Origin of the sequence: Denitrificimonas caeni (assembly GCF_027498055.1) — a bacterium.
Classification (GTDB): Bacteria; Pseudomonadota; Gammaproteobacteria; order Pseudomonadales; family Pseudomonadaceae; genus Denitrificimonas.
In genome coordinates this window covers 2,462,670-2,486,726 of the sequence record NZ_CP114976.1, presented here as the reverse complement: position 1 = coordinate 2,486,726, position 24,057 = coordinate 2,462,670, and the positions used below count along the sequence as shown (strand labels likewise).

Below are 24,057 nucleotides of genomic sequence, written 5' to 3'. Positions count from 1 at the left end.
TCGCGCCAGTGTTGTCTTCCATATTGCACTCCTAAACTATCTAGAACTTAGTTGTCTAAAATAATAGTAAAAATAATTGTTGGTGACCTAAACATTTAAGGTTTAGGGGTGATTTGCTGTACTTGCACAGTTAAGTAGCCATCAGCTAAGCGTGCGTGTAATTTTTGTTGCGGCTGCACAGCTTGGACGCTGCGAATAATTTGTTGTTCCTGATCGCTGCTCAGAATACTGTAGCCGCGTTCTAGGGTGGCCAGCGGGCTGACGATATGCAAGGTTTGTAACAGGCTGTGCAGTTGCTGGCGAGTCTGCTTAAGGCTCAGCTCGGTGGCGCGCACTAGGCGTTGCTGCAAGCCGGTTAGGCGCTTTTGTTGGCTGGCTAAGGTTTCTGCAGGATGCTGCACCAATAAACGCAGTTGCACATGCGCATAGCCTTGCTGGCGCTGCTGTAAAGAGGCTTGCATGGCCCGTTGTAAGCGCAAACTTAAATCATCTAAGCGCTGGTTGTATTGCTCCAGACGTTCTCTTGGGTGACGTAAGCGTTGGCGCAAGTGCTGCAGCTGGGTGCGTTTGCGTTCTAAGGTTGCCTGCATACGTAAAGCAAAGCTGCGTTGGCTATTGCGCAGCAGTTGCAGCAGTTCAGCACGGTCAGGGGCTAACAGTTCTGCCGCCGCGGAAGGGGTGGGCGCGCGTACATCAGCAACAAAGTCACTGATAGAAACATCGGTTTCATGGCCAATGGCGCTGACAATGGGCGTGCTGCAAGCTGCAATAGCGCGTGCCACTGCTTCTTCGTTGAAGCACCAAAGGTCTTCCAGAGAGCCACCACCGCGGGCCAAAATAATAGCGTCATAGTGACCGTGGTCGGCTAAAGCAATGGCATTCACAATTTGCGCGGTGGCTTCTCGGCCTTGTACCGCAGTGGCGATTAAACTCAACTGCACGTGGGGTGCGCGCCGGGCAAACACGCTAACAATGTCATGCAGCACTGCGCCAGACGGGGAGGTGATTACGCCAATACGTTGCGGGAAGCGCGGTAGTGCCTGCTTTGCTTCGGCGGCGAATAAACCTTCGGCTTGCAGTGCGGCCTTGAGCGCCTCAAAGGCTAAGCGTAGAGCGCCATCGCCGGCAGCCTCAACACTGTCGAGAATCATTTGATAATCGCCGCGGCCTTCGTATAAAGAGACGCGACCACGCACCCGCACCAGTAAACCGTCACGCAACAGGTCACGCACGCGGCTGGCTTGCTGGCGAAAAATAGCGCAGCGCACTTGGGCATTGCGGTCTTTTAAAGTGAAGTACACATGGCCGGAAGCTGGGCGAGCTATATTGGAGAGTTCACCTTCCACCCAAACCTGAGGGAAGACATCTTCAAGTAATAAGCGCGCGCGTTGATTGAGCTGGCTGACGGTGAGTACTTCACGGTCAAGGCCTAAGCGTTTAAATGGGTCAGTAAGCATGCGCTGATAATAAAGCAAGTGCAGGTTATATGCGAGTTTTGCCAGTTAGCTGCAGCGCCCTAATTTGAATTTAAATTTGGTTATTTTGCCTAGCTGTGGTATAAAACGCGCCGCTGCACTTGAATTATTCAGGTCAGCTTTAAAATCCACACACATATCGACACGAGTTTCTGGGTGCCTTCGGGTTGAGATTCGGGATATGTGGAGGCCTAACCCGTACTATTATTTTAGGAATGATCATGACCGAACAAGTCACTATGCGCGACATGTTAAAAGCTGGTGTTCACTTTGGACACCAAACTCGCTACTGGAATCCAAAAATGGGCAAATACATTTTTGGCGCGCGTAACAAGATTCACATTGTTAACTTAGAAAAAACTTTGCCAATGTTCAATGACGCAATGGCGTTCATTGAGAAATTAGCAGCAGGTAAGAACAAGATTTTATTTGTTGGTACTAAGCGTTCGGCCAGCAAGATCATCAGCGAGCAAGCGACACGCTGCAACATGCCATACGTTAACCACCGCTGGTTAGGTGGTATGTTAACTAACTACAAAACCATCCGTGACTCCATCAAGCGTCTGCGTGATCTAGAAGCGCAAGCAGAAGATGGTACCTTCGACAAGCTGACCAAAAAAGAAGCTTTAATGCGTACGCGTGATTTAGAAAAACTCGAGCGTAGCATCGGTGGTATTAAGAACATGGGTGGCTTGCCTGACGCAATGTTCGTGGTTGACGTTGATCACGAGCGCATTGCTATTAGCGAAGCTAACAAGCTGGGCATCCCAGTGATTGGCATCGTTGATACCAACAGCAGCCCGGACGGTGTTGATTACATCATTCCAGGTAACGATGACGCAATCCGTGCAGTACAGTTGTACCTAGGTGCAGCAGCTGATCGCGTTCTACGTGCGCGTCAAGGCAGTGCAACGACTGCAGAAGAATTTGTTGAGGTGGTTGAGGGCTAAGGCTCGCAACGTCTACCTGTGACAAGAAAAGGGGGCTAGGCCCCCTTTTTTCCTGATTGAAGAGGCAGTTTGCAACTGCTGAAAAGACTGAATTGAAGAGGATTGTGAATTATGACTCAGATCACTGCTGCGATGGTTAAAGAACTGCGTGAGCGTACTGGACAAGGCATGATGGATTGCAAAAAAGCTTTGGAAGTAGCTGGTGGCGATATTGAAAAAGCCATTGATGACATGCGTTCAGCGGGTGCAATTAAAGCGGCTAAGAAAGCCGGTAACATTGCTGCTGAAGGTTCTATTGCGGTTAAGGTAGCGGACGACAACAAAAACGCTACGATCATTGAAGTGAACTCGCAAACTGACTTCTTGGCTTTGCAAGATGACTTTAAAGGTTTTGTGAACAGCAGCCTTGATGTTGCTTTTGCTGATAAAGATATGGATGTTGCAGCGCTTATCGCAGCACAAGAGCCAGCACGTGAAGCGCTGGTTGCTAAGTGCGGTGAGAACGTTAACATTCGCCGTATCGCCCGTGTTGAAGGTGATGTGCTCGGTGCTTACTTGCACGGTAACCGTATTGGTGTAGTGGTTGCCCTAAACGGTGGTGATGCTGAGCTGGCTAAAGACGTGGCAATGCACGTTGCCGCTAGCAACCCACAGTTTTTGGATCCAACCCAAGTGTCTGACGAAGCAATTGCCAAAGAAAAGGAAATCTTTATGGCGCTGAACGAAGACAAGATCAAAGGCAAGCCAGACAATATCGTAGAAAACATGGTTGGCGGCCGTATCAAGAAGTTCTTGGCTGAGTCCAGCTTAGTTGAGCAAGCATTCATTAAAAACCCAGAAGTTACCGTTGGTAAGCTGGTTAAAGATGCCGGCGCTACTATCGTATCTTTTGTACGTTTTGAAGTGGGTGAAGGTATCGACCGTGGCGAAGAAGTAGATTTCGCTGCTGAAGTTGCTGCGCAAGTTGCTGCTTCGAAAAAATAAGCACTGCTTATAGTTATGAAAAGGCTGCCCGCAATTGCGCGCGGCCTTTTTTGTAAAAAAGACACTGTGTTTTACATGGCTGTCTTGTAGTATGGCGCAGATTAAAACAGCACTATTTATCTTGGCTGTGGTCTGATTGCGCCACAGTTGTTAAAAACATCCGCAGGAGAAAGAAAACATGGCCCAACAAGTCGGTGGACGCCAACCGCGCTATAAACGAATTTTACTAAAGCTCAGTGGAGAAGCCTTAATGGGCACTGAGGATTTTGGTATTGATCCTAAAGTGCTGGATCGCATGGCCTTGGAAATTGGCCAGCTGATTGGGATTGGTGTGCAAGTCGGCTTAGTTATTGGTGGTGGTAACCTGTTCCGTGGTGCTGCTTTATCTGCTGTGGGGATGGATCGAGTAACCGGCGACCACATGGGTATGCTCGCCACTGTGATGAACTCGCTGGCCATGCGTGATGCTTTAGAGCGCTCTAATATTCCTGCTCTAGTGATGTCAGCTATTTCCATGGTTGGAGTGACTGATCATTATGATCGCCGCAAAGCCATGGGTCACTTGAAGCAAGGTAAAGTGGTGATTTTTTCCGCGGGTACCGGTAACCCTTTCTTTACTACTGACTCTGCAGGGTGTTTGCGCGGAATTGAAATCAACGCAGACGTGGTTCTTAAGGCAACAAAAGTCGATGGCGTATATACTGCTGATCCCCTTAAAGATCCAAATGCAGAAAAGTTCGATAATTTAACCTACGACGAAGTCTTAGATCGTAAGTTAGAAGTGATGGACTTGACGGCGATATTCTTGTGTCGTGATCACAATATGCCGTTACGCGTATTTAATATGAACAAGCCCGGTGCGCTGCTCAACGTTGTTCTAGGCGGTGCGGAAGGCACTCTGATTGAGGAAAACAAGTAATGATCAATGAGATCAGAAAAGATGCACAGGTACGTATGGAAAAGTCAGTTGAGTCGTTACAGACTGCTTTTGCAAAAATCCGTACAGGGCGTGCTCACCCTGGCATTTTAGACACAGTGATGGTGTCTTACTATGGTAGTGATACGCCGCTGAACCAAGTGGCTAACGTTACTGTTGAAGACTCGCGCACGCTGGCTTTGTCGGTGTTTGATAAAAGCATGATTCAAGCGGTAGAAAAAGCCATTTTGGTTTCAGACCTAGGCTTGAATCCGGCAACTTCGGGTACCACTATTCGTGTGCCGATGCCTGCTTTGACGGAAGAGACCCGTAAAGGTTACACCCGTCAAGCACGTCAAGAAGCTGAAAATGCTCGCGTTGCGATCCGCAATATTCGTCGCGATGCCTTGGCGCAGCTGAAAGATTTAGTTAAAGAAAAAGAAATCAGTGAAGATGAAGAGCGCCGTGGTGCTGATGAAATTCAAAAGCTCACTGACCATGCGGTAGAAGAGGCTGATAAATTATTGGCCAGCAAAGAAACTGACTTGATGGCAGTGTAAAGCAGAGGCTGCTGTTATGAGCAAAACAACGCAGGAGGCGCGGGCAGTTATCCCGCGCCACGTGGCGATTATTATGGATGGTAATAATCGCTGGGCGAAAAAGCGTTTTTTGCCCGGTGTTGCAGGGCATAAAGCGGGTGTTGATGCTGTGCGTGCCGTGGTTGAGGTGTGCGCTGAAGCTGGCGTTGAGGTGTTGACGCTGTTCGCCTTCTCCAGTGAGAACTGGCAGCGTCCTGCCGCTGAAGTCGGTGCCTTAATGGAGCTGTTTTTAGTCGCGTTGAAGCGCGAGTCGAAAAAACTCGATAAAAATGGCATTCGATTGCGCATCATTGGCGATCGCTCGCGCTTTCATCCGGAACTGCAAGCGGCTATGCATGCAGCAGAGCAGCGCACTGCGCATCACACTCAATTTCTTTTGCAAGTAGCAGCCAATTACGGCGGGCAGTGGGATATTGTTCAGGCTGCCCAGCAGTTGGCCCGCTCGGTGCAGGCCGGCGAGTTGCAAGCAGATGATATTACTGCAGAACATTTAGAGCGCTGTTTAAGTACTGCGCCGCAGCGCCATCCTGACCTGTGTATTCGTACCGGCGGTGAGCGCCGTATCAGTAATTTTTTACTGTGGCAGTTGGCTTACAGTGAATTGTACTTTTCCAATTTGTTTTGGCCTGATTTCAAGCATCAAGCAATGCGTGATGCGTTAGCGGATTTTTCATTAAGGCAGCGGCGTTTCGGTAAAACCTGTGAACAAGTTGCCTCTGAGGGACGTACGTCATGCTCAAACAACGGATAATAACCGCTTTATGGTTAATTCCCCTCGCTTTACTGGGTTTCTTTGCCCTTGAAGGTCGAGCATTCTTAGCTTTTATTAGTGTGATTGTTGCGCTGGCCGGTTGGGAGTGGGCGCGTCTTGCTGGCTTTGAAGGGCAAAAACAACGCATTGGCTATGCTTGGACTGTGGTTGCCGGTTTATTATTGCTCAATATCTCCACCGCTTGGGTGCTGCCTGCCCTGTACTTAGCGGGTATTTGGTGGCTGTTGGCGATTGCCATGGTGGTCACCTTTCCCAATAGCATTGCCTTTTGGGGCGGACGCTTAGGCAAGCTGGTAATGGGCTTGATTATTATTGTGCCGGCTGGTTTAGGCTTGCAGGTGCTCAAGGCCTTGCCGCAAGGCAATATGCTGATTTTGAGCTTGATGCTGTTGGTGTGGGGCGCAGACATTGGCGCCTACTTTTTTGGCCGAGCTTTCGGTAAGAAAAAACTTGCACCGCGGGTCAGTCCAGGTAAAAGCTGGGCAGGCTTGTTTGGCGGTTTATTCTGCAGTTTATGCATCGCCGCGGGCCTGTTGTGGTACTTTCAAGTCCCGCTGGTGCAGTTTATCCCAGTGCTGTTGGGGGCTGCGCTAGTTGTCTTGTTCTCGGTGGTCGGTGACCTAACGGAAAGTATGTTTAAGCGGCAGGTGGGCATTAAAGACAGCAGTCAGCTCTTGCCTGGGCATGGCGGGGTGCTGGATCGCATTGATAGCCTCACTGCCGCAGCGCCTGTTTTTGCTCTGTTGTTGTTATTAAGCGGTTGGGTATTGCCTTGAATCAAGATACACAGCATGTGCAACAGATCACTGTGCTGGGGGCCACAGGCTCCATCGGTACTAGCACCCTGGATGTGATTAGCCAGCACCCTGAGCGTTATCAGGTGTTTGCTTTGACTGCACATTCGCGCATCGCCGAGTTACAAGCGCTGTGCTTACGCCATCGCCCGCGTTTCGCAGTGGTGGCTGATGCGGCTCAGGGGCAAAGGCTGCAAAGTGATTTGCGCAGTGCCGGAGTGAAGACCGAGGTGCTCAGTGGCGCGCAAGGCTTGTGTGCAGTGGCTGCGCATCCAGAGGTGGATGCAGTGATGGCGGCAATTGTCGGTGCCGCAGGTTTAGAGTCAGCCATGGCCGCAGTGACTGCTGGGAAGAAAATCCTCTTAGCTAATAAAGAAGCCTTGGTGATGTCCGGTGCGTTATTTATGCGTGCGGTGCATGAGCACGGTGCGCAGTTATTGCCAATTGATAGCGAGCACAATGCTATTTTTCAATGTTTGCCTTGTAACTATGCTGAAGGTTTAGCGCCATTAGGTGTGCGCCGTATATTATTGACCGCCTCGGGCGGGCCGTTTCGCAATAGCAGTTATGCCGAATTAGAAAAAGTTACTCCAGCGCAAGCTTGCGCACACCCGAACTGGTCCATGGGGCAAAAGATCTCTGTTGATTCCGCCACCATGATGAATAAAGGTTTGGAATTAATTGAAGCCTGCTGGTTGTTTGCTGCCCGTCCGGAGCAAATTGAAGTGGTGATTCATCCACAAAGTGTGATTCATTCGCTGGTCGACTATGTGGATGGTTCAATGTTAGCGCAGTTGGGTAATCCTGATATGCGCACGCCCATTGCCCATGCTATGGCTTGGCCGGAGCGTATCGCTTCAGGGGTTGCGCCATTGGATTTATGTGCTTTGGCACGAATGGATTTTATTGCCCCAGATTTGCAGCGTTTTGCCTGTTTGCGCTTAGCCATTGAAGCAGCGCAAGCCGGCGGGGCGACACCTATTGTGCTGAATGCGGCCAATGAAGTGGCGGTGGCAGCGTTTTTACAAGAGCGCATAGGCTTTACCCAGATTCCACAATTGATCGAAGATGTGCTGAACTCAGCAGTGGTCAGTCAGGCACAAAATTTGCCGGAGGTTTTTGCGGTGGATCAGTTGGCGCGGCAACATGCCAATGTTTGGCTCAATAAACAATCAGTAAATGTAGGTGTAGGCTCATGAGTGGTTTGTACATGTTGCTTGGAACCCTGGTGACTTTGGGTGTTTTAGTGACTATCCACGAGTATGGACACTTTTGGGTGGCGCGCCGCTGTGGAGTAAAGGTGCTGCGCTTCTCCATTGGTTTTGGCACCCCTTTGATTCGTTGGCATGACCGTAAAGGCACTGAATTTGTGATTGCCTTGATCCCCCTTGGCGGCTACGTGAAAATGCTCGATGAGCGTGAAACCGAAGTGCCGGAAGCACAAAGAAGCCAGTCCTTTAACAGTAAAACTGTGGGGCAGCGCATTGCCATTGTGGCAGCGGGGCCGGTTGCTAACTTTGCGCTAGCGTTTTTCCTGTTCTGGTGCTTAGCCATGCTTGGCAGCCAGCAAGTCAAACCGGTGATTGGTGAGGTTGTCGCCGAGAGTATTGCAGCGCAGGCTGGTTTGCACAGCGGTCAAGAAATCCTTGCTGTCGATGGGCAGGCAGTGTCTGGCTGGAGTGATGTTAATCTGCAGTTTATTCAGCGCATTGGGGAAAGCGGCAACCTCTATGTTGAAGCGCAAAGTGAGGGCAGTTCAGTGCCCAGTAGCTATACCTTGGTGTTGGATAAGTGGCTGCACGGCGCTGAAGAACCGAACCCCATTGCCGCGCTGGGTATTCAACCCTGGCGTCCGCAAGCGGCAGCGATTGTTGCCCAGCTTGACCCTGAAGGTCCGGCACAATATGCGGGTTTACAGCTTAACGATAAAATTATGGCCATTGACGGCCAAGCTGTGGCTGATTGGCAAGCGGTGGTGGACTATGTGCAAGCCCATCCTGACAGCACCGTGCAGCTGAGTATTGAGCGTGACGGCCAGCGCCAGAATCTGCAAGTACTGCTCACCGCGCAAGGTGAGGGCTCACAAAAGCGTGGTTATTTAGGCATGGGCGTGGCCGGTGGCGAGTGGCCGCAAAATATGCTGCGTGAAGTGCGCTTTGGCCCACTGGATGCAGTTGTGGCTGGGGCACAGCGCACCTGGACAATGAGCGCGCTGACCTTAGCATCGCTGAAAAAAATGTTGTTTGGCGAACTCTCAGTTAAAAACTTGAGCGGGCCGATAACCATTGCTAAAGTGGCGGGCGCTTCAGCAGAAAGCGGCTTGCGGAGCTTTTTGAACTTTATGGCTTATTTGAGTATCAGTCTTGGTGTATTGAATTTATTGCCAATACCTGTGCTTGATGGCGGACATCTGTTATTTTACCTTGTCGAGTGGGTGCGCGGACGACCATTGTCTGAGCGTGTACAAGGTTACGGGATGCAAATTGGTATCGCTTTAGTGGTTTGCGTCATGTTACTTGCGGTATTTAATGATTTAGCGCGCTTGTAAAAAATACTGATTCGCTGCATGGCAGCGGGTTTTATATATATCAATGAAATAGAAAGGTTTGCATGAAACGTCTGCTGCTACCTGCGGTTATGTCCGCGCTCATAATGTCTGAAGCTCACGCTGCACCTTTCACTGTCTCTGATATCCGTGTTAACGGTTTACAGCGCGTGTCAGCAGGCAGTGTCTTCGGTGCTTTACCGTTAAACGTAGGCGAAACTGTGGACGAGCGTCAATTAGCTGATGCCACACGGTCTTTATTTAAAACTGGATTCTTTGAAGACATTCAGCTCACCCGTGATGGCGATGTATTGATTATTACCTTGCTTGAGCGGCCTTCAATTTCCAGTTTAGAAATTTCAGGTAACAAAGCCATCAGTAAAGATGACTTGTTGAAAGGGCTGAAGGAGTCGGGCTTGGCTGAGGGAGAAATTTTCCAGCAAGCGACTCTAGATGGCGTGCGCAATGAGTTGCAGCGCCAATATGTTGCCCAAGGTCGTTACTCGGCTAATATTGAAACAGAAGTCATCCCCCAGCCGCGTAACCGTGTTGCGCTGAAAATTAACGTTAATGAAGGCTCGGTTGCCTCAATTAAACACATTAACGTGGTGGGCAATCAGGTTTTTGATAACGAAGAATTAACCGACCTGTTTGAGCTGAAAACTAAGAACTGGTTATCGTTTTTCCGCAATGATGATAAGTATGCGCGGGAGAAACTATCCGGTGACTTAGAACGTTTGCGTTCATATTATTTTGACCGTGGTTATATCAACATGGATATAACTTCCACCCAAGTTTCGATTACCCCAGATAAGAAAGATGTCTATGTCACGGTGAACGTCGATGAAGGTGAGCAGTACACCATCAGTGATGTGAAACTGTCCGGTGACTTAAAAGTACCAGAAGCAGAGGTTGAGGCGCTGTTATTGTCGCGCGAAGGCCAAGTATTCTCCCGTAAAGTTATGACCACTACTGCTGAGCTGATCACCCGTCGCTTAGGTAATGATGGTTATACTTTTGCTAACGTCAATGGTGTACCGCAAACCAATGATGAAGATCACACAGTTGCCCTGACCTTTGTGGTTGATCCGGGCAAGCGCTCCTATGTTAATCGTATTAATTTCCGTGGTAATACCAAAACCATGGATGAAGTACTGCGCCGTGAAATGCGACAAATGGAAGGTGGCTGGGCCTCAACTTACTTAATTGATCAGTCAAAAGTGCGCTTAGAGCGCTTGGGCTACTTTAAGGAAGTCAACGTTGAGACGCCGCAGGTGCCAGGCACCGATGATCAGATTGATGTGAATTACAGCGTTGAAGAGCAGCCATCGGGTTCCATTACTGCCAGCGTCGGTTTTGCGCAGAATGCCGGTTTGATTTTGGGTGGTTCGATCAGCCAAAGTAACTTCTTGGGTACGGGTAATAAAGTCAGCCTTGGCTTAACCCGCAGTGATTATCAGAGTAACTATAACTTCAGTTTTGTTGACCCATACTGGACTGTGGATGGCGTGAGTTTGGGTTACCACGGCTTCTATCGCGCCACTGATTTCGATAAGTTGGATGTGGATGTTTCCAGTTATTCCATGGACAGCTTAGGTGGCGGAATTAACTTAGGTTATCCAGTCAGCGAGACTTCACGGCTGAACTTCGGGCTAGGTGTACAGCAGGATAAGCTCAAAACCGGTCGTTACACTGTTAACGAAATCATGAGTTTTGTGGAAAAAGAAGGTAAAGATTACACAAACTTTAAGGCCTCGGCCGGTTGGTCACAGTCCACCCTCAACCGTGGCATGATGGCGACCCGGGGTTACTCGCAAAGCTTAGTGCTAGAGGCAACAGTGCCGGGCAGTGATTTGTCTTTCTACCGTTTAGACTATAGCGGGCAAATCTTTAAGCCGTTAAGCACCAACTACACTTTGCGCTTTCACACCGATTTGGGTTATTTAGATAAGTACGGCTCCACTTCTAAAGTGCCGTTTTATGAGCATTACTATGCCGGTGGTTTTAACTCCATTCGTGGTTTTAAAGACAGCAGTTTAGGTCCTCGCAGTACACCGAGTACTGGTGAGTATCCGGGCACAATCAGAGACTATGACCAAGATCATTTACCCTTTGGTGGTAACGTCTTGATTCAAGGTGGTGCTGAGTTATTATTCCCCATGCCATTCGTCAAAGATCAGCGTTCATTGCGCACTGTTTTATTCTGGGATGTGGGTAATGTGTTTGATACCAAGTGCAGCTCAGCACAGAAAAAGCGTAAGGAGTCAGGCTGCGATATTAGTTACGATAACTTAGCCAGTTCAGTGGGTGTTGGTTTAACATGGGTGACTGCGCTAGGGCCGTTAAGCTTTAGCTTAGGTGTGCCAGTGAAAAAGCCAGACAATGCTGATACTCAAGTCTTCCAGTTCTCACTCGGTCAAACGTTCTGATAGAGCTTTAACCACATAATTAACAGCATTTTTAGGAGTGCATCGTGCGTAAATTGACTCAACTAGTTTTACTAACAGCCGCTTTAATCAGCGGACCTGTTTTTGCAGAAATGAAAATTGCTGTTTTGAATTATCAAATGGCATTACTGGAATCTGATGCAGCGAAAAAATACGCTGTCGATGCGGAAAAGAAATTTGGCCCACAGTTGTCAAAGTTGAAAAAACTCGAAAGTGATGCCAAGCGTATTCAAGACCGTTTAATGAAAGATGGCGAGCGTATGCAACAAGCTGAACTTGAGCGTTTAGAGCTGGAGTTCAAGCAAAAAGCCCGTGACTTTCAGGCACAGTCGAAAGACTTAAATGATGACAAAGCCATTGCTGACCGCGACATGCTAGAAAAGCTTAAGCCAAAGCTGGACAAAGCCGTAGAAGATGTACTGAAGTCAGGTAACTATGACATCGTTCTTGAGCGTGGCGCAGTGGTTGATGTGAAGCCACAGTATGATATTACGCTGCGTGTTATCGAGCGCATGAACCAGTTGCGTTGATATGAAACAGCTACAGTTTACCCTTGCTCAGTTAGCTGAGTCTCTCGGCGCTGAGCTGCGCGGTGATGCGCAGAAAGTGATTTACGGTTTGGCTACGCTGCAAGATGCCAATAGTGATCAATTAAGCTTTCTGGCTAATGCCCATTATCGTAAGCAGTTAGAGCATACCCAAGCCGGTGCGCTGTTGTTATCGGCTGCGGATGCGGCGGACTACTCAGGCAACTGTCTAGTGGTGGCTGATCCATACTTGTCTTACTCCAAACTTTCCCATTACTTTGATCGCACACCCAAAGCGGCTGTGGGTATCCATCCCAGTGCGGTGGTTGCCGACAGTGCTTTAATTGATTCCACCGCCAGTATTGGTCCGGGGGTGGTGATTGATGAGCAGGCAGTGATTGAGGCTGGGGTAGTTATTGGTGCGCATTGCTTTATTGGTGCGCGTACCCGTATTGGCGCAGGTGGACGCTTGTTGCCGCGGGTCACCTTGTACCATGACACAAGCATTGGTCAGCGTGTGGTGATTCAATCCGGCGCGGTGATTGGTGGTGAAGGTTTTGGTTTTGCTAAGCACAACGGTGTATGGAATAAAATTGCGCAAATTGGCGGTGTCACCATCGGTGATGATGTTGAAATTGGCGCCAATACCACCATCGACCGTGGCGCTCTATCCGATACCTTAATCGGTAATGGGGTCAAGTTAGATAACCAGATTCAGATCGCCCATAATGTGCAGATTGGTGATCACACGGCTCTAGCTGCCTGTGTCGGTATTTCTGGCAGTGCCAAAATTGGCCGTAACTGCATGTTGGCCGGTGGTGTGGGGCTGGTGGGGCATATTGATATTTGTGATGATGTATTCATTACTGGTATGACCATGGTGACCCATTCAATTACTGAGCCAGGTGCCTATTCATCGGGAACAGCAATGCAGCCAGCAGCTGATTGGAAGAAGAATGCGGTACGCTTCCGTCAGTTAGATGCTTTAGCGAAGCGTGTTCGTGGTTTGGAAAAACAAATTCAGAAGTGACCGCTGATATTGGTATATCATCTGACTCTTTATCAACATTTTTAGCTACCCAGCTTTAATTTAGCGCATTAAGTGCCGTTCACTTGCGGGTGATAGGCCTGTGGATAAGGTATTCACGGCCCACTTATTTGATCAAGGCTTATATATATGATGGACATTAACGAAATTCGTCAGCTGCTTCCGCATCGCTACCCATTTTTACTAGTGGATCGTGTGACTGCGATTGATTTAGAAGAGAAGACGATCAATGCTTACAAAAATGTAAGTATCAACGAGCCTTTTTTCAATGGCCACTTCCCGCAGTATCCGATTATGCCGGGTGTACTGATTATCGAAGCCATGGCGCAAGCAGCAGGTGTGCTGGGCTTTAAGATGATGGATGCTTCGCCTGATGACGGCACTTTGTACTACTTTGTTGGCTCGGACAAGTTGCGCTTCCGCCAGCCGGTCGTACCTGGTGATCGCCTCGACTTGGCTGCGAGCTTTATCAGTGCTAAGCGTGGCATCTGGAAGTTCAATTGCCAAGCTACAGTGGGTGATGTAATAGTATGTTCTGCTGAAATTATTTGTGCGGAACGCAAACTATGAGTTTAATTGATCCCAGTGCCATTATTGATCCGACAGCAAAGCTTGCGGACGATGTAAAGGTTGGACCCTGGACAGTGATTGGTCCGGGGGTTGAAATTGGCGCAGGATCAATTATTGCCTCTCATGTTGTACTCAAAGGACCAACGCGTATTGGTCGCAATAACCACATCTACCAGTTTTCTTCGGTGGGTGAAGATACGCCAGATTTAAAGTACCAAGGTGAAGCTACGCGCTTAGTGATTGGCGATAATAACGTGATCCGTGAGGGTGTGACTATTCACCGTGGTACGGTGCAGGACCGCTCGGAAACCACCATTGGTAACCACAATTTGATTATGGCCTATGTGCATGTGGGCCATGACAGTGTGATTGGCGATCATTGTATCTTGGTCAACAACACAGCTTTAGCGGGCCATGTGCATATGGGGGACTGGGCAATTTTGTCTGGCTTTACTCTAGTGCATCAGTATTGCCGCATTGGCGCTCACAGTTTTACCGCGATGGGCACTGCCGTGGGTAAAGATATTCCAGCCTTTATTACTGTGGCGGGTAACCCTGCAGTGGCGCGGAGCATGAACTTTGAGGGCATGCGTCGCCGTGGTTTTTCTGAAGAAACCATCCAGGCCTTGCGCCGTGCTTATAAAACTGTTTACCGCAAAAGTTTAACTGTGGACGAAGCGCTTGAAGCTTTGCTTGAGAGTGAAGCACAGTTCCCCGAAGTTGCCCTGTTTTGTGAATCAATCCGCCAGTCATCACGAGGTATTACCCGCTAATGACTGAGGCAGAGCAGCACCCGCGGTTAAAAGTCGCTTTAGTCGCTGGCGAAGCGTCCGGTGATATTTTAGGTGCAGGCTTAATGCAAGCGCTGCGTGCTCAGCACCCGCACATCGAGTTCATCGGCGTCGGTGGACCACTGATGACGGCGCAAGGGCTGACCTCTTACTTTCCTATGGAACGCTTGGCGATTATGGGTTTGGTGGAAGTGTTAGGCCGATTGCCTGAGCTACTTGCAAAGCGTAAGCGCTTAATTGCCACTTTGCTGGAGCAGCAGCCGGATGTCTTCATTGGAATTGATGCCCCAGATTTTAATCTCAATATTGAATTAAAGCTGCGTGAGGCCGGGATTAAAACCGTGCATTATGTCAGCCCATCGGTTTGGGCGTGGCGGCAAAAGCGCGTGTTTAAAATCCGCAAAGCCTGCGATTTAATGCTGACGTTGTTGCCTTTTGAAGCGCAGTTTTATCAACAACACCAAGTCCCAGTCTTATTTGTCGGGCATCCATTGGCTGACAGTATCGCCATGGACAATGATCCCTTACCTGCTCGCGAGCAGCTGGGCCTGCCGGCAACTGCACAAGTGGTCGCCTTATTGCCCGGTAGCCGCGGCGCTGAAGTGGCTAAACTGGGGGCGTTGTTTGTGGATACCGCACGCTACTTGTTGGCAGAAAAGCCGCATTTGCAGTTTGTTATTCCAGCCGCCAACCAAGCGCGCCGTGAGCAATTAGCCGCGCTGCTAGAGCCAATGCCTAACTTACCTATCAAAATTTTAGACGGTCAATCGCAAGCCGCCTTGCAAGCCTGTGATGCTGTATTGATTGCCTCGGGTACTGCCACTTTGGAAGCCATGCTATTTAAAAGACCCATGGTAGTGGCCTATAAGCTTGCTCCCGCCAGTCACTGGTTGTTAAAAAAATTGGTGAAAAGCCCTTATGTGGCCTTACCCAATTTATTGGCGGCAGAGATGCTGGTACCGGAATTTATTCAGGATGCAGCAACGCCTGAAGCCTTAGGCGAAGCCGTGCTAGCGCAGTTACGCGATGGCTCCTTGCAAGTACAGCGCTTTGCGGAGCTGCACGAGTCTTTACGCTGTGATGCCTCGCAGCGTGCGGCGCAGGGTGTGCTGCAACTGCTTGGACATGCCGATGCAACTTGAGTTACTGCAGCAAAATTATGCGGGCAAACGCATTGCTGGTGTTGATGAGGTTGGTCGTGGGCCTTTATGCGGGCCAGTGGTGACTGCCGCAGTAATTCTCGACCCGCAGCGTCCTATTCTTGGATTAAATGATTCAAAAAAGCTCACCGAGAAAAAGCGTGAAGCTTTATTTGTTGAGATCCAAGAAAAAGCTTTAGCGTGGTGCATTGCGCGCGCTGATGTGGAAGAAATTGATCGATTAAATATTTTACATGCCACCATGCTAGCCATGCAGCGTGCCGTCGCTGGCCTGTCGATTACCCCAGATTTAGCCTTGATTGATGGCAATCGTTGCCCACAATTGGCCATGCCCAGTGAGGCGGTGGTGCAAGGTGATGGTTTAGTCGCTGAGATTTCAGCGGCATCTATTTTGGCCAAGGTCAGCCGTGACCGGGAAATGGCAGAGCTGGATGCACAATACCCAGGTTATGGCATCGCGCGGCACAAAGGTTACCCAACGCCGGCGCATTTAAAAGCGCTGCAAGAGTTGGGGCCAACAGCAATCTATCGCCGTTCATTTGCGCCGGTACGGCGCTTCTTCGAAGAAAGCTAAGCTAAAAGGCTGTCTGTGCTTGCGCTGAGCACTGGCTTGCGCAGCTTACCGAGCAATTTTTAGATCACGGGACTTGGTGTAAGCGTAACGGATCTTTTCGTACTCGAAAGGTGAGTTCAATTGACCGTAGCGCAGCTCAGTAATGTACCTTTGATCAATGATCTCTAAGCCGTAAATTTCTGGGTTGCGCCGACTTTCTTCGCCCATATTCAACCAGTTCACTGAAGTTTCTAAACTGAAGTCCGCAACTAGACCAGTGGTGTCACGCACATTGGATGGGCCTAAAAATGGCAGCATCAGGTAAGGGCCATTGGGTACACCGTAGTAGCCTAGGGTTTGGCCAAAATCTTCGTTATTCTTTTTTAAGCCCATTTTAGTCGCAGGGTCCCACAGGCCGCCGACACCCAATATGGTGTTGAATAAAATCCGTGCGGTGGTTTCCATCGCGCGCTGGCCTTTGAGTTGCAAGATGCTGTTGGCTAGGGTTGGAATCTCACCGAGATTACTAAAAAAGTTACTCACCCCTTTGCGGGCAAAGCTTGGGGTGACTTTGGTGTAGCCCTTGACCACAGGTAAAAACACCCACTGATCAAAACGGTAGTTGAAGTGATACACACGGCGGTTCCACTGCTCCAGCGGGTCACTGATATGCAGCGCATCAATGGTGGCACGCTCAAACTCATGACGGTTTGGGTCAAGGTTAAACTCTATGCTTTGGAGTGGATTCTTAAAGCCATCCGCATCAATGTTTTCACTTTCAGCCCAGCTGGGCTGGCTCAAGGCTAACAGGACGACGCTGGTGCTGATCAAGGAGCCGAACAGAGGGTGTTTACTCATTGAAAAACTCCAATATATCAGCGGCATTTTCAATGTAAGCCAGGTTGCCTAAATGCCCACCGTAGGGGTATACCGTTAAGCGATCAGTAAAGGTGCGCCGCAAATAACCTAAATCCCCAGGGCCCAAAATGATGTCATTGGCGTTGTGCATCACGCTGATTTTTTTACTTTGTTGCAGGTAGTCCGTGAGGGCATACAAGCTACTGGCTTGAATGACTGTTTCCAAGTCTGAGCTGGCAGCGCTGACATCCGGGGTGATATTGGTCTTTTTGAAGTGGGTGCGCCAAAACGGTAGCAGTTGACGCTGAATATAACACTCAAAATCACACATCAAGGCTTTCTTGAAGTAGGGGGTCAAACTGGTGCCATCATTAATTTTTTTCTGGATGGGGGTAATGATGCCACGGCGATTAATTAAGTCTGAAGTGAAATTAATGTCTGCGGCGGCTAAGCGAAATGCACTGCCAATCAGCATCGCTAACTCATTGTCGTTGAGCTTGTCCGGTGAGTTTTGAAATTCAAATAAGACGGCTTCATTTAAGTCGAAGCGGCCTTTGCGGCTAAAGAAGTGGCTGAGTTTATCCAGCATTAATTGATAAAAAGTGCGATTTTCTGTGCTGCTGACCACCTGTGCATGGGCGAGACTATCAAGGTTGCTCACTGAGGTGTAGAGATTGACCGGCGGGTTGATGAGCAGTACACGTTTAAAATTAAAGCGCTGCTCCTGTTCATCTAGATGGCTAACAAAAGCCGCCTGTAAACCGCCAAGGCTATAACCGGTGAGGTGCCAATCGGTAACCTCCAAGTTGCTTTGCTGCTTTTGTATGGCGCGCATTACGCTATATAAATCCACAGCATCTTGTGGCGAGTAACCGGGCGTGGCATAGGTGGATGCGCCCACCATAAAGTCATAAGCGGTGGGTGAGGAAATTAAGGCAACATGGTAGCCCGCACCGTAGAACAGACGCTTAATGTATTGCATGGTGCTGCTGGAGTAATTTGAGCCTGTACCGGCAATAACAAAGATCAAAGGTGCAGGGCCTGCTTGCTTAGCTAAGCGATAGCGAAAGGTTTTAACCGGCCAAAAATTGCTGGGCAGGGTAAATTCACGCTCCGGGCGCAACCTTAGACTGTAGTCGCGCTGCTGGATATCCGCGTCATCGGGTAGCTTGGGCTGCAGTGCGCTGGGGGTGCCAGCAATGGTCGCCTCAAAGGCGTTGTGTAAGGGGAACTGATAGGTTTGCGGCGCTGAGTTTGCCTGAGCATTGAGTGACCATGCACATAAGCACAAAAGCAGATAGAGCGGTGTTAGCAAGCGTTTAAACATAGAGTATCTCGCTGGGTAACAGAGGTATCGTGAAAGCTATATTAGAAAGTGCTGACTAACAATGCTCAGTAAAAACATTAGATTATTTGCTAAGCAAAGCATAGCCAGCCGTTATCCAGCTCGGCTATGCAAAGCTAGGTTTACATCACTCGCTGGCCTGGGCGAGCGCCTGCGTCTGGGCTGAGCAGGTGGATTTCTTTGCCGCCAGGTCCGGCAGCTAAGACCATGCCTTCTGAGACACCGAATTTCATTTTTCGTGCGGCCAAGTTAGCGACATATAATGTTAAGCGGCCTTCCAGGACAGCTGGATCTGGGTAGGCGCTTTTAATGCCAGAAAAGACATTACGCTTTTCCCCGCCTAAGTCGAGGGTGAGTTGCAATAACTTATCTGCACCTTCAACAAAGCTGGCTTTTTCAATCAAGGCAATACGCAAATCCACTGCAGCAAAAGCGTTGAAGTCGATTTCTTTGGCAATAGGCTCTTTTTCTAACTCACCGTTACCGGCGACTGCGTCAGGGTTGCTGATGTTTTCCATTTCTAATAAATCTTCCTTTGAGGATTCAATCATGGCCGTCACGTGCTTGGGCTCGACACGTGTTAATAAGGCGCTAAAAGGGTTGAGCTGATGCGCGCCCAGTGTTGTACCCAAGTCGTCCCAGCTCAGCGGCGGCACATTGAGGAACTGTTCGGCATCGGCGGTTAATTTAGGCAGTACTGGTTTAAGTAAAATTACCAACTGCTTAAACAGGTTGATGGCTTGCGAGCAAATGGCTTGCACTTGCGCTTGCTGGCCTTCAACTTTATTCATTGACCAAGGTGCTTTGTCTGCAATCCAGGCGTTCGCCGCATCAGCCAGAGCCATGGTCTCACGCATCGCGCGGGCAAAATCACGGGCCTCGTAGGCTTTGGCAATGGATGGGCTGGCGGCTTGAAACCTTTCCCATAGCTCAGGGTTGGGCATGTCTGCCACTAACATGCCGTCGTTGCCTTTTTGAATAAAACCGGCGCAGCGGCTGGCGATGTTGACTACTTTACCCACTAAGTCTGAGTTGACCTTTTGAATGAAGTCATCGAGATTCAGGTCTAAATCTTCCACGCCACGGCCTAGTTTTGAGGCGTAGTAATAGCGTAAATACTCAGGGTTTAAGTGGTCTAAATAAGTGCTGGCTTTAATAAAGGTGCCGCGCGACTTGGACATTTTTGCACCGTTGACGGTGAGGTAACCGTGTACGTTTACAAAGCTTGGCTTGCGGAAACCTGCACCATCGAGCATGGCCGGCCAAAATAGCGCGTGGAAGTTGATAATGTCTTTACCAATAAAATGGTACAGCTCAGTGTTTGAATCTTTACTCCAGAACTCATCAAAATCCAGCTCAGGACGACGGGCGCAAAGGTTTTTAAAGCTGGCCATATAGCCAATGGGTGCATCCAGCCAAACATAGAAGTACTTGCCGGGCGCATCCGGAATCTCAAAACCGAAATAGGGGGCGTCGCGGGAGATGTCCCACTCATGCAGGCCACTGTCGAGCCACTCGGCCAATTTGTTGGCTACCGAGTCTTGCAGAGTGCCACTGCGGGTCCACTCTTGCAGCATGTTTTGAAAGTTCGGCAGTTTAAAGAAGTAGTGCTCTGAGTCTTTTAAAATCGGTGTTGCGCCAGAAATCGCTGAGCGCGGATCTTTGAGCTCTGTGGGGTGGTAGGTCGCACCGCATTTTTCACAGTTATCACCGTATTGATCAGCCGTGGCACATTTTGGGCAGGTGCCTTTAATAAAGCGGTCTGCGAGAAACATGCCTTTTTCTGGGTCAAAATACTGGGTGACGGAGCGGGTCGCTATATGCCCAGCATTCTTTAGGCGCTTATAAATTTCTTCTGATAATTCGCGATTTTCTTCACTGTGGGTGGTGTAGAAGTTATCGAATTCCACAAGGAAGTTGGCAAAGTCAGCACTGTGCTCAGCATGTACGTTCTCAATTAGCTGCTCAGGGCTGATGCCTTCTTGTTCAGCGCGCAGCATAATGGCTGAGCCATGGGCATCGTCAGCGCAGACATAGATGCATTGATTGCCGCGCATTTTTTGAAAGCGAACCCACATATCTGTCTGAATATACTCAAGCATATGGCCAAGGTGGATTGAACCGTTGGCATAAGGGAGGGCGCTGGTCACTAAAATTTTGCGGGCTTCGCTCATGGTCTTCCTAACTACTGAAAGTGAATAGAAATAAGCGGTCTACTATATAGGTAGTGGCTGTTTTTTTCATCCCCTGTGCTGGCAAGTCTTGCCGCGGGTTAAGGTCTTAAGGGCCAGATTCAGCTAGAATGGTTTTCGTTTAGTCTATTTTGCAGTGGAGAACATCATGAGTGCAGTAACCCGCGCTGCGGTTGAAGAAACCCTAAGGGGCTTAATTGACCCTAATTTGAATGCTGATCCCGTTAGCGCCGGCTGTGTGCGCTCCATTGAAATTCAAGGTGATAGCGTCAGTGTGCAGCTGCAGCTGGGCTACGCCGCAGATTTATTTAAAACCGGCTGGGCGCAAATGCTGCAAATGAGTTTAGAGCAGATGCCCGGTGTCAATCGTGCTGAAGTTAACATTGAAACGGTGATTGAAGCCGCGCAAGGGCAAACCGATGTGCCAACTTTAGCAGGAGTGAAAAATGTTATTGCCGTGGCATCGGGCAAGGGTGGTGTCGGTAAGTCCACCACAGCAGCCAATTTAGCCTTAGCCTTAGCTCGCGAAGGGGCGCGGGTGGGTATTTTAGATGCGGATATTTACGGCCCCAGCCAAGGCATTATGCTTGGTGTGCCCAGCGGTACTCAGCCAGAAACTCGCGAGCAAAAGTTTTTTGTCCCCATTCAAGCCCATGGCATTTCCGTGATGTCCATGGCTTTTTTGACCACCGATAGCACACCTATGGTGTGGCGTGGGCCAATGGCGTCTGGTGCATTGTTGCAAATGATTACCCAGACTGCTTGGGATGATCTGGATTACTTGGTGGTGGATATGCCACCAGGTACCGGTGATATTCAGCTGACCTTGGCGCAAAAAGTGCCAGTGGCCGGTGCGGTGATTGTGACGACGCCGCAAGACATTGCTCTGCTGGATGCGCGCAAAGGTATTGAGATGTTCCGTAAAGTGAATATCCCAATTTTGGGTGTGGTAGAAAACATGGCAGTGCATATTTGTTCTAATTGCGGTCATGCTGAGCACTTGTTTGGCGAGGGCGGCGGTGAGCGTTTAGCTGAAAGTTACGATGCTGAATTGTTGGCCTCTTTACCGCTGTCAATGGCTATTCGGTTGCAGTGCGATGGTGGTGAGCCAACTGCCAGCGCTGATCCAGAAAGCCAGATTGCGATGATTTATCAGCAATTAGCCCGCACTGTGGGCGCACGTTTAAGTGTGCTTAATCAGCAAAGTGCGGCAATGCCATCCATTGAGATTAGCGATGATTAACCCCGCACGGCAGTGTCAGCTAACGTCAGTTTGGTTATTTTAAGGAGAATAAAATGAGTTTTAATGTGTATCTTTCCGGAGAAATTCATACGTCATGGCGTGAAGAGATTCAGCAGGGCGCTGAGGCTTTAGGTTTAGATATTAGCTTTACCTCAGCGGTGACTGATCATGAGGCCAGTGACGCTGCCGGCGATCATTTAGGCGCGCAAGAAAACAGCTTTTGGCGCGATCATCAGTCGGCTAAAGTCAATGCGATCCGTACTAAAACTTTAATTGAGCAAAGTGATTTAGTTGTGGTGCGTTTTGGTGATAAGTACAAGCAGTGGAATGCCGCTTTTGATGCAGGCTATTGCGCCGCCTTAGGTAAGCCCTATGTGACGCTGCATGCGGAAAATATTATCCATCCGCTCAAGGAGGTGGATGCTGCTGCTATGGCTTGGGCTACGACCCCAGCGCAAGTTGTGGAGATTTTGCGTTATACCACGCAAGCTTAGTTATAAGATTTAGCAGGCGGTGACTGTTTGCCGCCTGTTCTTCTCACCCGTCCTGGGCATTTAAAAAGCGGCAAGCCGCCGCCGATCAGTCAGATAGTTGACAGTCAGTACCGCGTAACCCTTTGATTTATATGACTTGTTGTTATTGGCATAAGTATTGCTTGGTAATAACTAAGATAAATCATCAGCAGGTGTTGCGTTATGAGCATCAATTTCGATAAAGCCCTCGGCATTCATGAGCAGGCGCTTGGCTTTCGCGCCCAGCGTGCTGAAGTGTTGGCCAACAATATCGCCAATGCTGATACGCCGCACTATAAAGCCCGTGATTTGGACTTTGCCAGTGTTTTAGCCGCGCAAGCAGAGCAAACGACACACAAGCAGGCAAATCTGCAGCGCACCAATAGTCAACATTTTGACATGGAGCCCATGCAGCTGGCTGATCCAGCGCTGCGCTTTCGTAATCCAAATTATGCCTCGCTTGATCAAAACAGCGTTGACTTGCAGGTGGAGCAGTCCACTTACACAGAAAACGCGGTGCAGTTTCAAGCCAGCTTTACGCTGCTGAATAATAAGTTCAAAGGGTTGATGACAGCCCTTCGCGGCGACTAAAGGAGTACCTAATTATGTCTCTTTCCAGCGTTTTTAATATTGCCGGCACTGGCATGAGTGCGCAAAGCACGCGCTTAAATACTATTTCTAGCAACATTGCCAATGCCGAAACGGTGTCTTCAAGCATCGATCAAACCTACCGCGCTCGACACCCAGTGTTTGCCACTGTATTTCAAGACAGTATGAATGGTGGCGTGGGGCAAGGTTCTTTATTTGCCGAGCAAGATCAGGCCGGGCAAGGCGTGCAAGTGTTGGGCATTGTTGAAGACCAAAGTGATTTGCAGCCACGTTATGAGCCCAATCATCCACAGGCCAATGCCGATGGTTATGTTTTTTATCCAAATGTGAATGTGGTGGAGGAAATGGCTGACATGATTTCTGCCAGCCGCGCATTCCAAACTAACGTTGAAATGATGAATACCGCCAAGCAGATGATGCAGCGGGTACTCACATTAGGCCAATAAGCCTTAGGAGGCAGTAATGAGTGCAGCAGGTGTCAGTGCAGCCGGTGCGGTGATGGATCAATACCGCCACACGACTAAGGCAGAAGGCAAAGAAGAATTAGGCAAAAATGAGTTTTTGGAATTGTTGGTCGCCCAGCTTAATAACCAGAACCCATTGGAGCCGCAAAGTAATGGTGACTTTATCGCTCAGCTGGCGCAGTTCAGTACGGTGGAGGGGGTTGAGAAGCTCAATGGCAGTATGGAAACGATTTTGTCTGGCTATCAATCTTCACAAGCGCTGCAGGCTTCGTCCTTGGTCGGGCGCAAGGTGATTGTACCGAGTGAAAAAGCCGTGGTGGATACCTCGGAAACCTTCAAGGCCAGCTTAGTGTTACCGCAAAGCAGCAGCAACGTTTACGTTAACGTTTATGGCGCGGACGGTACTTTAGCCACCCGCGTTAATTTAGGTGCGCAAGAGGCGGGTAACGTCAGCTTTATGTGGGACGGTAAAAACAGTGATGGGGAAACCATGCCACCAGGCACTTACAAGTTTGAGGCGCAAGCCAGCATCGATGGCGACACCAAAGGCCTCTACACCTTATTACCGGCCAACGTGGACAGCGTTACGTTAGGGCATGGCAATGGTGAGCTGTTATTGAACTTAGCGGGGTTGGGTTCAGTGCCATTGTCACAAGTACAAATTATTGGTCAGTGATTTTAGCAATTTGCCAACTGTCGGACG

Annotated in this window: 24 protein-coding genes; 20 read left to right on the top strand and 4 right to left on the bottom strand. The window is 49.3% G+C overall.

What is annotated here, in order from left to right:
• Positions 1 to 95: 95 nt before the first annotated feature.
• Entirely contained in the window at positions 96 to 1,457 is a 1,362-nt protein-coding gene (gene xseA, locus O6P33_RS11590) for an exodeoxyribonuclease VII large subunit (protein ID WP_269817932.1), read from the bottom strand.
• Positions 1,458 to 1,696: 239 nt separating this feature from the next.
• On the opposite strand from xseA, the gene rpsB reads away from it, so the two are divergent.
• The 15 genes from rpsB (at position 1,697) to rnhB (ending at position 16,152) form a co-directional block, all read left to right on the top strand.
• Positions 1,697 to 2,425 carry a 30S ribosomal protein S2 gene (rpsB, locus tag O6P33_RS11585; protein WP_269817931.1) on the top strand — a complete coding sequence of 243 codons (729 nt, stop codon included), beginning with the start codon at positions 1,697 to 1,699 and terminating at the stop codon, positions 2,423 to 2,425.
• Between the two features lie 111 nt (positions 2,426 to 2,536).
• Positions 2,537 to 3,409 (top strand): translation elongation factor Ts, encoded by an 873-nt coding sequence (gene tsf, locus O6P33_RS11580; RefSeq protein WP_269817930.1) that lies wholly within the window; start codon positions 2,537 to 2,539, stop codon positions 3,407 to 3,409.
• 178 nt (positions 3,410 to 3,587) lie between these two features.
• Positions 3,588 to 4,328: a UMP kinase gene (gene pyrH / locus O6P33_RS11575; RefSeq protein ID WP_269817929.1), complete on the top strand. Its 741-nt coding sequence runs from the start codon at positions 3,588 to 3,590 to the stop codon at positions 4,326 to 4,328.
• Positions 4,328 to 4,885: a ribosome recycling factor gene (frr, locus tag O6P33_RS11570; protein WP_269817928.1), complete on the top strand. Its 558-nt coding sequence runs from the start codon at positions 4,328 to 4,330 to the stop codon at positions 4,883 to 4,885. Before pyrH ends, frr begins: the two co-directional genes overlap by 1 nt.
• A gap of 16 nt (positions 4,886 to 4,901) precedes the next feature.
• The gene (gene uppS / locus O6P33_RS11565) at positions 4,902 to 5,675 is read left to right on the top strand and encodes a polyprenyl diphosphate synthase (RefSeq protein WP_269817927.1); all 774 of its coding nucleotides are present in this window, start codon (positions 4,902 to 4,904) and stop codon (positions 5,673 to 5,675) included.
• A complete protein-coding gene (locus tag O6P33_RS11560) occupies positions 5,657 to 6,472 on the top strand; it encodes a phosphatidate cytidylyltransferase (RefSeq protein ID WP_269817926.1) in 816 nt (271 codons plus the stop codon). Before uppS ends, O6P33_RS11560 begins: the two co-directional genes overlap by 19 nt.
• A complete protein-coding gene (gene ispC, locus O6P33_RS11555; protein WP_269817925.1) occupies positions 6,469 to 7,689 on the top strand; it encodes a 1-deoxy-D-xylulose-5-phosphate reductoisomerase in 1,221 nt (406 codons plus the stop codon). Before O6P33_RS11560 ends, ispC begins: the two co-directional genes overlap by 4 nt.
• On the top strand, positions 7,686 to 9,038 hold the full coding sequence (gene rseP, locus O6P33_RS11550; protein WP_269817924.1) for a sigma E protease regulator RseP: 1,353 nt from the start codon (positions 7,686 to 7,688) through the stop codon (positions 9,036 to 9,038). The genes ispC and rseP overlap by 4 nt, the downstream gene beginning before the upstream one ends.
• 62 nt (positions 9,039 to 9,100) lie before the next feature.
• Positions 9,101 to 11,464, top strand: a complete 2,364-nt coding sequence (gene bamA / locus O6P33_RS11545) for an outer membrane protein assembly factor BamA (RefSeq protein WP_269817923.1) — start codon at positions 9,101 to 9,103, stop codon at positions 11,462 to 11,464.
• Positions 11,465 to 11,508: 44 nt separating this feature from the next.
• Positions 11,509 to 12,012, top strand: coding sequence for an OmpH family outer membrane protein (locus O6P33_RS11540; protein ID WP_269817922.1), 504 nt, complete (start codon positions 11,509 to 11,511; stop codon positions 12,010 to 12,012).
• A gap of 1 nt (position 12,013) precedes the next feature.
• Positions 12,014 to 13,039, top strand: coding sequence for a UDP-3-O-(3-hydroxymyristoyl)glucosamine N-acyltransferase (lpxD, locus tag O6P33_RS11535; protein ID WP_420094943.1), 1,026 nt, complete (start codon positions 12,014 to 12,016; stop codon positions 13,037 to 13,039).
• Between the two features lie 147 nt (positions 13,040 to 13,186).
• Positions 13,187 to 13,627: a 3-hydroxyacyl-ACP dehydratase FabZ gene (gene fabZ / locus O6P33_RS11530; RefSeq protein WP_269817921.1), complete on the top strand. Its 441-nt coding sequence runs from the start codon at positions 13,187 to 13,189 to the stop codon at positions 13,625 to 13,627.
• Positions 13,624 to 14,400: an acyl-ACP--UDP-N-acetylglucosamine O-acyltransferase gene (lpxA, locus tag O6P33_RS11525; protein ID WP_269817920.1), complete on the top strand. Its 777-nt coding sequence runs from the start codon at positions 13,624 to 13,626 to the stop codon at positions 14,398 to 14,400. Before fabZ ends, lpxA begins: the two co-directional genes overlap by 4 nt.
• Positions 14,400 to 15,560 (top strand): lipid-A-disaccharide synthase, encoded by a 1,161-nt coding sequence (gene lpxB, locus O6P33_RS11520; RefSeq protein WP_269817919.1) that lies wholly within the window; start codon positions 14,400 to 14,402, stop codon positions 15,558 to 15,560. The genes lpxA and lpxB overlap by 1 nt, the downstream gene beginning before the upstream one ends.
• Positions 15,550 to 16,152, top strand: a complete 603-nt coding sequence (gene rnhB / locus O6P33_RS11515) for a ribonuclease HII (protein ID WP_269817918.1) — start codon at positions 15,550 to 15,552, stop codon at positions 16,150 to 16,152. Before lpxB ends, rnhB begins: the two co-directional genes overlap by 11 nt.
• 45 nt (positions 16,153 to 16,197) lie before the next feature.
• On the opposite strand, the gene O6P33_RS11510 is transcribed toward rnhB, so the two are convergent.
• The 3 genes from O6P33_RS11510 to metG all read right to left on the bottom strand — a co-directional run bounded on the left by O6P33_RS11510 (position 16,198) and on the right by metG (position 20,508).
• Positions 16,198 to 16,989: a VacJ family lipoprotein gene (locus tag O6P33_RS11510; RefSeq protein ID WP_269817917.1), complete on the bottom strand. Its 792-nt coding sequence runs from the start codon at positions 16,987 to 16,989 to the stop codon at positions 16,198 to 16,200.
• On the bottom strand, positions 16,982 to 18,316 hold the full coding sequence (locus O6P33_RS11505; RefSeq protein WP_269817916.1) for an alpha/beta fold hydrolase: 1,335 nt from the start codon (positions 18,314 to 18,316) through the stop codon (positions 16,982 to 16,984). Before O6P33_RS11505 ends, O6P33_RS11510 begins: the two co-directional genes overlap by 8 nt.
• A 140-nt stretch (positions 18,317 to 18,456) precedes the next feature.
• On the bottom strand, positions 18,457 to 20,508 hold the full coding sequence (metG, locus tag O6P33_RS11500; RefSeq protein ID WP_269817915.1) for a methionine--tRNA ligase: 2,052 nt from the start codon (positions 20,506 to 20,508) through the stop codon (positions 18,457 to 18,459).
• A gap of 166 nt (positions 20,509 to 20,674) precedes the next feature.
• Here metG and apbC point away from each other — a divergent pair, with 166 nt between their 5' ends.
• The 5 genes from apbC (at position 20,675) to flgD (ending at position 24,030) form a co-directional block, all read left to right on the top strand.
• Positions 20,675 to 21,769 (top strand): iron-sulfur cluster carrier protein ApbC, encoded by a 1,095-nt coding sequence (apbC, locus tag O6P33_RS11495; protein WP_269817914.1) that lies wholly within the window; start codon positions 20,675 to 20,677, stop codon positions 21,767 to 21,769.
• Positions 21,770 to 21,822: 53 nt separating this feature from the next.
• Positions 21,823 to 22,263, top strand: a complete 441-nt coding sequence (locus tag O6P33_RS11490) for a YtoQ family protein (RefSeq protein WP_269817913.1) — start codon at positions 21,823 to 21,825, stop codon at positions 22,261 to 22,263.
• 201 nt (positions 22,264 to 22,464) lie between these two features.
• Positions 22,465 to 22,872 carry a flagellar basal body rod protein FlgB gene (gene flgB, locus O6P33_RS11485; protein ID WP_269817912.1) on the top strand — a complete coding sequence of 136 codons (408 nt, stop codon included), beginning with the start codon at positions 22,465 to 22,467 and terminating at the stop codon, positions 22,870 to 22,872.
• 14 nt (positions 22,873 to 22,886) lie between these two features.
• Positions 22,887 to 23,336: a flagellar basal body rod protein FlgC gene (gene flgC, locus O6P33_RS11480; RefSeq protein ID WP_269817911.1), complete on the top strand. Its 450-nt coding sequence runs from the start codon at positions 22,887 to 22,889 to the stop codon at positions 23,334 to 23,336.
• Positions 23,337 to 23,388: 52 nt separating this feature from the next.
• A complete protein-coding gene (flgD, locus tag O6P33_RS11475; protein ID WP_269819522.1) occupies positions 23,389 to 24,030 on the top strand; it encodes a flagellar hook assembly protein FlgD in 642 nt (213 codons plus the stop codon).
• Positions 24,031 to 24,057 lie beyond the last annotated feature (27 nt).

Coding starts and splice junctions, on each gene's coding strand:
- xseA (WP_269817932.1), bottom strand. CDS start 1,457: ATGCTTACTGACCCATTTAAACGCTTAGGCCTTGACCGTGAAGTACTC.
- rpsB (WP_269817931.1), top strand. CDS start 1,697: ATGACCGAACAAGTCACTATGCGCGACATGTTAAAAGCTGGTGTTCAC.
- tsf (WP_269817930.1), top strand. CDS start 2,537: ATGACTCAGATCACTGCTGCGATGGTTAAAGAACTGCGTGAGCGTACT.
- pyrH (WP_269817929.1), top strand. CDS start 3,588: ATGGCCCAACAAGTCGGTGGACGCCAACCGCGCTATAAACGAATTTTA.
- frr (WP_269817928.1), top strand. CDS start 4,328: ATGATCAATGAGATCAGAAAAGATGCACAGGTACGTATGGAAAAGTCA.
- uppS (WP_269817927.1), top strand. CDS start 4,902: ATGAGCAAAACAACGCAGGAGGCGCGGGCAGTTATCCCGCGCCACGTG.
- O6P33_RS11560 (WP_269817926.1), top strand. CDS start 5,657: ATGCTCAAACAACGGATAATAACCGCTTTATGGTTAATTCCCCTCGCT.
- rseP (WP_269817924.1), top strand. CDS start 7,686: ATGAGTGGTTTGTACATGTTGCTTGGAACCCTGGTGACTTTGGGTGTT.
- bamA (WP_269817923.1), top strand. CDS start 9,101: ATGAAACGTCTGCTGCTACCTGCGGTTATGTCCGCGCTCATAATGTCT.
- lpxD (WP_420094943.1), top strand. CDS start 12,014: ATGAAACAGCTACAGTTTACCCTTGCTCAGTTAGCTGAGTCTCTCGGC.
- fabZ (WP_269817921.1), top strand. CDS start 13,187: ATGATGGACATTAACGAAATTCGTCAGCTGCTTCCGCATCGCTACCCA.
- lpxA (WP_269817920.1), top strand. CDS start 13,624: ATGAGTTTAATTGATCCCAGTGCCATTATTGATCCGACAGCAAAGCTT.
- lpxB (WP_269817919.1), top strand. CDS start 14,400: ATGACTGAGGCAGAGCAGCACCCGCGGTTAAAAGTCGCTTTAGTCGCT.
- rnhB (WP_269817918.1), top strand. CDS start 15,550: ATGCAACTTGAGTTACTGCAGCAAAATTATGCGGGCAAACGCATTGCT.
- O6P33_RS11510 (WP_269817917.1), bottom strand. CDS start 16,989: ATGAGTAAACACCCTCTGTTCGGCTCCTTGATCAGCACCAGCGTCGTC.
- O6P33_RS11505 (WP_269817916.1), bottom strand. CDS start 18,316: ATGTTTAAACGCTTGCTAACACCGCTCTATCTGCTTTTGTGCTTATGT.
- metG (WP_269817915.1), bottom strand. CDS start 20,508: ATGAGCGAAGCCCGCAAAATTTTAGTGACCAGCGCCCTCCCTTATGCC.
- apbC (WP_269817914.1), top strand. CDS start 20,675: ATGAGTGCAGTAACCCGCGCTGCGGTTGAAGAAACCCTAAGGGGCTTA.
- O6P33_RS11490 (WP_269817913.1), top strand. CDS start 21,823: ATGAGTTTTAATGTGTATCTTTCCGGAGAAATTCATACGTCATGGCGT.
- flgB (WP_269817912.1), top strand. CDS start 22,465: ATGAGCATCAATTTCGATAAAGCCCTCGGCATTCATGAGCAGGCGCTT.
- flgC (WP_269817911.1), top strand. CDS start 22,887: ATGTCTCTTTCCAGCGTTTTTAATATTGCCGGCACTGGCATGAGTGCG.
- flgD (WP_269819522.1), top strand. CDS start 23,389: ATGGATCAATACCGCCACACGACTAAGGCAGAAGGCAAAGAAGAATTA.